This window comes from uncultured Methanofollis sp., assembly GCF_937919355.1.
Taxonomy (GTDB): Archaea; Halobacteriota; Methanomicrobia; order Methanomicrobiales; family Methanofollaceae; genus Methanofollis.
In genome coordinates this window covers 1-8,835 of the sequence record NZ_CALFSA010000137.1, presented here as the reverse complement: position 1 = coordinate 8,835, position 8,835 = coordinate 1, and the positions used below count along the sequence as shown (strand labels likewise).

At 44.2% G+C, this 8,835-nt stretch carries 9 protein-coding genes and 2 pseudogenes; 2 read left to right on the top strand and 9 right to left on the bottom strand.

Annotated elements, in window-relative coordinates:
- A partial coding sequence (gene asnB / locus Q0520_RS06595; RefSeq protein ID WP_298667854.1) for an asparagine synthase (glutamine-hydrolyzing) occupies positions 1 to 1,654 on the bottom strand: 1,654 nt, incomplete at its 3' end.
- Positions 1,655 to 1,752: 98 nt separating this feature from the next.
- Entirely contained in the window at positions 1,753 to 2,178 is a 426-nt protein-coding gene (locus tag Q0520_RS06590) for a polysaccharide biosynthesis C-terminal domain-containing protein (protein WP_298667852.1), read from the bottom strand.
- On the opposite strand from Q0520_RS06590, the pseudogene Q0520_RS06585 reads away from it, so the two are divergent.
- A pseudogene (locus Q0520_RS06585) lies at positions 2,137 to 2,457 on the top strand (oligosaccharide flippase family protein); the annotation flags it as partial. The gene Q0520_RS06590 and the pseudogene Q0520_RS06585 sit on opposite strands and share 42 nt — an antisense overlap.
- Before the next feature lie 50 nt (positions 2,458 to 2,507).
- On the top strand, positions 2,508 to 2,699 hold the full coding sequence (locus Q0520_RS06580; protein WP_298667849.1) for a hypothetical protein: 192 nt from the start codon (positions 2,508 to 2,510) through the stop codon (positions 2,697 to 2,699).
- A gap of 110 nt (positions 2,700 to 2,809) precedes the next feature.
- Here the strand turns inward: Q0520_RS06580 and Q0520_RS12165 are convergent.
- The 7 genes and pseudogenes from Q0520_RS12165 to Q0520_RS06545 form a co-directional block, all read right to left on the bottom strand.
- Positions 2,810 to 3,013: pseudogene (locus Q0520_RS12165) on the bottom strand (DapH/DapD/GlmU-related protein); the annotation flags it as partial.
- A gap of 342 nt (positions 3,014 to 3,355) precedes the next feature.
- A complete protein-coding gene (locus tag Q0520_RS06570; protein WP_298667856.1) occupies positions 3,356 to 4,480 on the bottom strand; it encodes a radical SAM protein in 1,125 nt (374 codons plus the stop codon).
- A 7-nt stretch (positions 4,481 to 4,487) separates the two neighbouring features.
- Positions 4,488 to 5,636 carry a hypothetical protein gene (locus Q0520_RS06565; RefSeq protein ID WP_298667843.1) on the bottom strand — a complete coding sequence of 383 codons (1,149 nt, stop codon included), beginning with the start codon at positions 5,634 to 5,636 and terminating at the stop codon, positions 4,488 to 4,490.
- Positions 5,633 to 6,787 carry a glycosyltransferase family 4 protein gene (locus Q0520_RS06560; protein WP_298667840.1) on the bottom strand — a complete coding sequence of 385 codons (1,155 nt, stop codon included), beginning with the start codon at positions 6,785 to 6,787 and terminating at the stop codon, positions 5,633 to 5,635. The genes Q0520_RS06565 and Q0520_RS06560 overlap by 4 nt, the downstream gene beginning before the upstream one ends.
- A gap of 13 nt (positions 6,788 to 6,800) precedes the next feature.
- Positions 6,801 to 7,811, bottom strand: a complete 1,011-nt coding sequence (locus Q0520_RS06555) for a GNAT family N-acetyltransferase (RefSeq protein ID WP_298667838.1) — start codon at positions 7,809 to 7,811, stop codon at positions 6,801 to 6,803.
- Entirely contained in the window at positions 7,808 to 8,611 is an 804-nt protein-coding gene (locus Q0520_RS06550; protein WP_298667835.1) for a class I SAM-dependent methyltransferase, read from the bottom strand. The genes Q0520_RS06555 and Q0520_RS06550 overlap by 4 nt, the downstream gene beginning before the upstream one ends.
- A partial coding sequence (locus Q0520_RS06545; RefSeq protein WP_298667832.1) for a hypothetical protein occupies positions 8,611 to 8,835 on the bottom strand: 225 nt, incomplete at its 5' end. The genes Q0520_RS06550 and Q0520_RS06545, both read right to left, overlap by 1 nt.

Sequence of the window (8,835 nt, the reverse complement as noted above, 5' to 3'; positions counted from 1 at the left end):
CAGAGGCCAGGATTTCCTCAATGAGGGGACGGAGGTCCTCCTTCATCCAGACCTCCTCGGGCGTCACAAATCCCATCTTGTCCATGCGGCACCTGATGCTCTCCGGCACCAGGCCTATGATCGCCTGCCGCAGGACATACTTTGTCACGCCGTCCCTGATCTTCTGGTCCAGGGGGAGGGAGGCGAGGTACTCCGCAACCCGGTAGTCCAGGAAAGGGACCCGCGACTCGACCCCGAAGGCCATCGAGTTCCTGTCCTCGTAGTGGAGGAGGGAGGGGAGGTTCGTGGACCTGATCTCCCGGTAGAGCACCTCAGGAAGAGTGCCACCGTAGCGGTCGATCATGGGGATTTCGCCGCGGAGGAGGGACCGGCGCTCGGACCGTGCGGTGACCTGCTTCCCTGCATCCAGGAAAAAACCATGGTGATGGAGGCCGCCGTAAATTCCTTCCCTGAGGAGGGCGAGAGGATGGGATTTCAGGTTCCGGAGGTAGGGGACGATGTAGCCGAGGTAGCCGCCAAGTTGTTCGTCCGCACCCTGTCCATCAAGGACGACAGTGACATGCTCTCCGGCAAGGGACATCACGCGGTACTGGGCATAGATGGAGAGGGAGCCGAAGGGTTCGTCCTGAAGATAGACAAGGCGCTCCAGATCGCGTTTCAACTCCTCGGGGTCAGGTGAGGTGCGGTGCGCATCGACACCTGTCACCCTGACGACCTCGTCGATGTACTGGCTTTCGTCGAATCTTCCGTCGTGATAACAGGCCGAGAAGGTCTTCTGCCTGCCGCCGACACTTGCAGGGGCCTCCTGCCTGATCAGGTCGTTGATCAGGGCAGTGAGGGTCGAGGAGTCGATGCCACCAGAGAGGCAGGTGCCGACCGGCACGTCGCTCCTGAGACGGAGGCGGACGGCGTCGAGGAGGAGGGCGCGCAGGCGGACAACAGCTTCCTGGTCGTCGGTTCCTGTCAGGGCATCGGAGATCCTGAGGTCCCAGTATGGAGTTGGCTCTTCGGGGACTCCCATCCTGACGACCATCGAGTGGGCAGGAGGGAGCTGGAAGACCCCCTCAAACATCGTTTCAGGGGTGTGGTCGAGCACGCCCCATGCGAGGTAGTCCATCAGGCGCGCGTCATTGGGCCTTTTTCCGACCGCAGGGTGGGAGAGCAGGGCCTTGATCTCTGAGGCGAAGAGGAAGGTCCCGTCGACGACCGTATAATAGAAGGGCTTGATCCCGAACCTGTCGCGGGAGCAGAAGAGGAGGTCTTCCTTTCGGTCATAGAGGGCGAAGGCCCACATGCCATTGAACCTTTCGACGCATGCCTGCCCCCACTCCTCATAAGCATGGAGGATCACCTCACTGTCTGTCTGCGAGCGGAAGGTATGGCCAGCGCGGAGAAGGTCCTTCCTGAGTTCACGGTAGTTATAGATCTCTCCGTTGAAGACGAGCCAGAGGGTTTCATCCTCATTGGCCATGGGCTGCGCGGCCAGGTCTGAAAGGTCGATGATGGAGAGGCGGCGGTGCGCGAGACCGACCGGTCCCCGTAGGTAGGTGCCCTCGCCGTCAGGGCCGCGGTGCGCGAGGCGGGAGGACATGGCTGTAAGGAGGGCGTGATCGGCCTCGCCTTTACGTGAATAGATACCTGCTATGCCGCACATGAGAGATCACGATGATAATTTTGGTAGATCTGGAATTGCTGTACATGAATTCTTCTTCTCAAAGAAAATGTCTGCCATTCGTATCAATGAGAAGAATCTCACAACCACCGCGGCCAGGGCGCACCGAGCTGCACCACAAGATCCCTAATCTCGTCGTGGAGGCCGCGGCCGGCCCTCAGGAGGACAAGGCCGTAGACAATCCCCCCGAGGGCGACGGCGCCGAGGACGATGAAGACATTTGTGAGCGGGATTGTGAGGCGATATGCGAGGACGACAAGGGCCATCGCGCCCGCGGCGAGGAGGATATGGAGGACAGGGCCGCGTTCGAGTTTTACCAGGATCTGTTTTGAAAGATAATACCTGGCAATCCCTGCATTGACGAGCATCGTTGCGAGGGTGGCGATCGCCGCCCCCTCGATCCCGATGACGGGGATGAGGGCAAGGTCGAGGAGGATGTTGGCGACCGCCGCGGTGCCGGTGGCATAGAAGGACTCCCTCGGGCGGTCGATGGCATTGAGGCACATCGTCTGATCACCCGCTTTCAAATTCGACATCTTAAAAATATCTTCATCTTCTCTTTCTGGATATTCCTCTCTGGGACCGGTGCCATCGTCTTCTCGTACGCTGACACGATCCTAGTCGGTTACTTCATGTCTACTGCCGATGTCGGTGTATACAGGATTGCCTTTCAATTCACCGCCGCTGCAACCTTCGTTACCATTGCTTTTCAGACCACCCTGTACCCAAAGATCAGCCGCGGGCATGCCGACGGCTCCCTTGACCGCGTCACCCTTCCCCTCTCTCGCACCTTCACCTACTCCCTCCTCCTCGCGGTCCCGGTCGCGGTGGGGGGGTGCTCGGTGACCGTCTCCTGTACTTCTTCTATGGTGCGGGATTTGTCGAGGGGGCAGCAGTGCTCGGCATCCTCCTTCTGGTGCAGGTGGCCAATGTCTTCATGTACCTCCAGGAGTTTGAGGAAGGGCAGGCATGTGCCAAGTTCTATATAATAGAGTTTTCTCCGCCACAGGATATTGAGGCTATCTAGAAGTTATAGTATTGCGAATCTAACAATCAAAACAAATAATAATCCACGACTAGAAGAAACGATAATTAATTAAGAATGAGTTTGCCAACAAAAATATATTATTAGGCATATTAGAGACCAGAATTTTGTCTATATTTTTGTCTATATTTAATAACTCTTGCCGGTACACCCCCCACCACCGAGTATGGGGGCACATCTTTTGTTACAACAGCACCTGCTGCCACTACTGCACCCTTGTTGATTTTTACTCCGGCTAAAATAACACAATTCGCCCCAATCCAGACATCATCCTCGACTATAATTTTTTTAGGCGTATGGCCCTGCTTGCATATTGGAATCTCCACTCTTAAATAGTTGTGATTCGCCGAAATTAGATGTGTATTAGGCCCAACTTGAACGTAATTCCCGAGATTAATCCCACCATATGCGTCGACATAGCAATTCCGATTAATCCCACTAAATGAACCAATAGAAATATTCTCAGGATGCAATAACACAACATCCTCCAAAATGACGAAACCCTGCCCCGAAGACATAAAAATACGACTATATATATTGTATCTAAGCGAACATCCGACCTTTCCAGGTATCATTGACAATATTTTAAAGAAAAATGTCTGGAGTTCGTCAATAAACATATTTTTATCACTGCGTCCCTAAAATATACCACAACACCGAGAACACGCGGGGGTTGCTCCAACTTTTCTCAGGAAATCTCTAAAATCCATGGCATTTTGGCCAAACCAGATTTCATTAAACGTATTTGTATAGATATTTCCATATTTTATGTGGAAACATCTAGAAGCCGGTATCACGTCTCCATTTGATAAAACCTGCATATTTGTCCAAGGAACAACACACTGTTTTGATCCTATAAACTGTGAGGGCTTATGATAATATTGCCAGATAGAGTCACTCCGATCGAGATTTGGAGAGAAGTAAACAAACTTACCTTGATAGATCGCATTAACAGTCTTGATTTCATCAGAAAGAACATCTATATCGACAGAACAAGGAGCGGTCGAACCTACACTGCTTTTTTTTACCTCATAAAACCATCCATATTTTTCGTTATGAGACTGTGCCATTTCGTTATCTACAAAATTAAGGTGAGTAAATTTGATTCCATCAACACCTAGATCTTTAAATATAGCCGCAGTTTCGGATAAATATTGATAATTAGCGTCAGATATGGTAAATGCAACAAATATTTTCGGGAATTTACTTTTGGTTTTTGATTTCATCTCGATAATCTGCTCTATACCACGGTATGATCTTTCGAAACTATTTGGTACCCCAACTATGCCATTATGAATGTTCTCTGGGCCGTGGATAGATATATTTATTAAAGGTAATTGAATCCCAACAAAATCCTGCGCAAACTTTTGTAGCAAATAACCATTTGTCGTAAGTTCGCACATTGTATTTTTAGACCGGATATACTTGATAAGATCTGTAATATGAGGATATAATAGAGGTTCTGTTCCATTTATCGCAATTACCGGAGAATTATCAACGCTATTAACAACGTCCTCAATAAACAGTCTCAAAGTATCTATAGACAATTCTCCGCCATTAGTTACATTCTTATAAAACTCCCCGGAACAGCGTTGACCAATGTCACACATTCGACACTTAAGATTACAGATGCTGTTTAATGAGAGTGCAATCCGCTGGCAATGGGGAGAATTTAATTTATTAGGGGGTAATCGATAGATAAAATGATTATACCTCCGTTTTAGCCAATCTTCGACCAAGTGGGGATTATGTATGCCATGCATTAATTTTTTAATCATAATTCAAACTCCCAGAAGTCATTCTCTCGCCGAGCACACTTAACGCTTCAAAGAGATGTGCCTGGTGGCGCATATAAGATTCTTTTTCCGTACTTCGATAGTAGAAATATCCTAAGTCATTATATAATGTGGTTTTAACATGTTCATGCGCTTTCAAGGCATATAAAAGATATTTTTTATCCCAATAACTGGCATATGTGAAAGTACGAATCGATGCTGCATAACCCCATAATCTAGTTTCGGGGTTTTTATTCATTAAGAATCCGAATCTATTCGCAGTCTGTACTATCATATCACGGATCATCGTCTTAAGATCTACTTCCTTGAAATCTCGAAGGTCGCTCAACAAAAAACCCCGGCCATATCCATTTTCTTCAAAAAATATTTTCCAATGGGCATCTGTCCCAGTTGTAATGGTATTTAAAATCGAAGGGTCTCTATAAGATAACCAATATCGCCACAATCCTTCAAGGACATATGCATTATGAAGATTATCTATAGTCGGACTCCGTGTGCTGTATCTCCAGAGATATTTGCTATTCTGGGAACTGAGCAGTGGTTGTAGCACCGCTTTAACAACAGGATCAATGTCCCTATGAGTGTATTCAGAAACTCTCGATAGAAAACCCAATCCTATAGAAACAGCATTGGGGATGAAATATCTATCACCATCATAGGGAGAATAGCACAATATATCATTCCCTCCTATTTTCATGAACAGATTATCAACGATCCAGTTCATCGCACTTTCAGCGATGTTAAGATAAGTACTGTCATTTGAATACTCATAGTAGTCCAGAAACGCATGACCACAAAAAGATGTTGTTAACAGATAGGGTCCATTTACCGGAACACCATCAAAATCAAAAGGCAAACCCCAGCAATAATCATTATAATAGGGAGAAGTGTTATTCTTTAACCACTGGAGAGCATCCCTGCATAATCTCAAATATTCGTCGTTTTCAGTTTGTTTATATAGGAATAGATAGCCAATCGCATATTTTGCGTAGACTTCTGGGTAAATCAAACCCTTATTTTTCGAATACTCATCATATCCGTATCCAATCTGATCGCCATTAAAACTATTTCTCCATTGGTGCATCTGCTCCATCGTGTCAATAACTTGAGAAAGAGATGTCATCCACTAACCTCATGATAGATACGATACAGTCTTTGTTCCATATTCTCCCAGTTATATTTTGATTCTATTGCTTTTTTTCCATTTTGTCCCATTGAAATTGCAATTTCAGGATTATTCAAGAGATATGCAATAGAATCCGCGATATCCTGAGGATCAGTAGGATCCACAAGAATCCCGCATTTAGCATCCTCAACGATGCTTCGGATATTTGGAAAATCACTGGCCACGACAGGAATACCTGCAGCCATGTAATCAAAAAGTTTGTTCGGGGTTCCAATAATGTTATTGTACGAAACAGGTTGGAGCAGTATTACGCCCAATTTAGATGCAGAAAGATAACTTGGAACATCGGCATATTCGACCCAATCTGTGTAAGTAAAATGATCACGCACTTCATACTCCACTAAATATTGATTCAAAGACTCCATCTCTGCCGAACTGATCAACATTCGCCCAACGATTAAATATAACAGATTAGGGTACTGTTTCGCTAGGATTGGCAAAGATTTTACGAAAACGTCCAAACCTCGATATTTTACATCAATATTCCCTTCATACACGATCGTATTTCTGCCAATAAATTCACGAACTATTGCATCATTAATGTGACTAAAAATACCCAATTCCGGACAAACATATAGAATATCCACATTATTTTTTATATTATCCTTTGAAAAACGGTCTTTTAGATTGGGAGGAGCAACGATGAAATATGACACATATGCACGCGATTTATGTTCGATTTTTTCAACAATATTCGTGATGATTTTTTTTCTCAATCCACCATAACGAGATGAGATCTGGCTTGGCCAATGCTCATGGACATCATAAATAATCTTCTTACGACAGAGGAACCTCAAAAATAATCCTACAATTAATGATTGAGGTTCATGGCAGTGATATATGTCATAATTCAGATTTAAAGACCTCAAAAATAATTTACCCATCTGGAACAACTCCCCGATGAACCCTGATCCTCTCCTCTTGATACCTTCAACTTTAATATTGTCAAGGATCGTACTGAAATCATTATCACTCTGGCATATTACGGCGACATCATAACCTGCTTTCTCTAGAGATTTTGCCTCTTTATGGAATATACGGTCATCAAAAGGACTATGTCCTGTTGAAATCATGCACACTTTTGACATAATAACCACCCAATTAAAACACAGAATAAAGAGACTTTGCAAACTTAGTACGTAGCTTCGCCCATTCGGCGTTATAATAAGGAATAATTTGAGGATTAAATGCTGATTTAAATTTTGCGATTGGAGGGGTATTGGCCCCAATAAAGTCAATATAAGATATTTTATCGGAAAGAGCCTCTTTCAAAGCATGCCCCAAAACAGCGCTAGGACCCTCCAGACTAAGGGCGTCTCTTCGGGAGCCGCCTAACCAGTAGGAGGCACTATTTTTATAGAACAAAAATGTTCCAAATGAGATTGGATGATCCTCATGATAGGCAACATAGGTCTTGCATGCCCCTCTGCTATTCAGTTCCTTCATCAAAGCCGTGAGGAGATGTTTTGAGACAGGAGCATCTTCCTTATGCCAGTTGTATGACTCCATCAGAAGATCATAAATGAGATCCATATCATCATTAACAACACGAACCTCTACTGCATTTTTCTCGGCCTTATTAATCGACCAACGAACTGATCCGTCATAATGCAGGGATAGATCCTTCAAACTGGAGAAATTATTCAAACCGAGTATATAGGTGTAATAAACCGATTCATCCCATCCTTTCCACAGAAACGGGCGAATGTCGGTAAGGGCAGGAGAATTAAGAATCTGTGAATAATCATAATGTTCAAGACAATAACCTGAAACAGATTCAATGATAGAATTATTCATTGATTCATTTTTCTTTACGTTCTTAACTTCAGATCCAGCAATGATAATACCGCCATATGCTGTGGCAGAATTTATTGGAGGGGAAAAAGCAAGTTTGAAAAAGAACCTCTTTTCTTCAGAAATACCACATCCTCCAACGAGATCATCCCCTCTAAAAACACCGAGAAGACAGAGATCTGTGCCCCGGTTGTCGGCAATAGTTTTTAGCCACCAACATTTATGGAACAATGTACCTTGAGGAGAATTATCAACAAGGTCATCCCAAGCACTATATTGAGACGGTTTGAGCATTTCAAGATGAAACTTAGACGTCATTCTCTCATCACCACAATAGTGGAAACTGCACCAATATTTTGAACTAAATGAGAAATAACAGGGATCCTCCGCAATAAAATTTCCAGTCTCAACAAAGGAGGAATGATTCTCTGTGGGGCATACTTGGGAAGTATATTAAAAGACGAAATGTCAACTATTTTCCCTCCATTGGAGGTAATTCTTTGAAGATACCATAAATAGGAGCGAATATTTTCCTTTGGACAAGTATCTTCTCCGAGGATTCTAAGTTTTCTCAATAATTTCCCAATATACAAACAGTGTACAATTTTATGCACAAACCAAAATGGAGAGAAACTATTATGTATTGTAATATAAATATATTTGCCCCTTTGAGTAACTCTTAATAGTTCATACAATGCATGATCGCAATCGGAATCGGATAGATATTGGAGAACGCTAATGCAAATAACCCTATCAAAAGAGCAATCTTTGAACATCAAATTATCAGCACTGCCAATAAATAAATTAACATTTTCAAATAAAGACACCTCTAACTTACTATTACAACGGTATATTGCGCCGTCACAATAATCTAGGCCAAATATGTTAATAGCACTCCCATTAGTCTTTTTGATCAGTTCAATACTATCTCCTGTTCCACACCCAACATCCAGAATCCTCATACTCCTCTCAGAGCCGATGAAATTTAATAATTGTTTATTGTAATACGTATGGACGATACCACTGTTGGTTTCGAGGCCCCGATCAAATAAAAGGTCGTTTTCACAAAATTGAGCCCTACGATCCCATTCAGATTTCCAAGCATGATCACGATCCATTATGTACCCCTTCCCAAGGCATCATGAATAAAGTCGTTTATAGGCGCAATGGTTGCATTACTCACTATCTGTTCGTACTCTCTGACCACTAAAGGCGTTCCGTGGAGTATATCCTCAGGATGAACAAGAACAACAATATTTTGAGACGTACTTTGATCGAGTAGCCAGTCGACAGAATATCTATCTTCCCGGTAATTCCGATTAATCCAGAACGCTGAAGGCGC

Excerpts from the sequence above, each read along its gene's own strand:
- Q0520_RS06590 (WP_298667852.1), bottom strand. The coding sequence starts at position 2,178 with ATGTGCCTCAATGCCATCGACCGCCCGAGGGAGTCCTTCTATGCCACC.
- Q0520_RS06570 (WP_298667856.1), bottom strand. The coding sequence starts at position 4,480 with ATGCATGGCATACATAATCCCCACTTGGTCGAAGATTGGCTAAAACGG.
- Q0520_RS06565 (WP_298667843.1), bottom strand. The coding sequence starts at position 5,636 with ATGACATCTCTTTCTCAAGTTATTGACACGATGGAGCAGATGCACCAA.
- Q0520_RS06560 (WP_298667840.1), bottom strand. The coding sequence starts at position 6,787 with ATGTCAAAAGTGTGCATGATTTCAACAGGACATAGTCCTTTTGATGAC.
- Q0520_RS06555 (WP_298667838.1), bottom strand. The coding sequence starts at position 7,811 with ATGACGTCTAAGTTTCATCTTGAAATGCTCAAACCGTCTCAATATAGT.
- Q0520_RS06550 (WP_298667835.1), bottom strand. The coding sequence starts at position 8,611 with ATGGATCGTGATCATGCTTGGAAATCTGAATGGGATCGTAGGGCTCAA.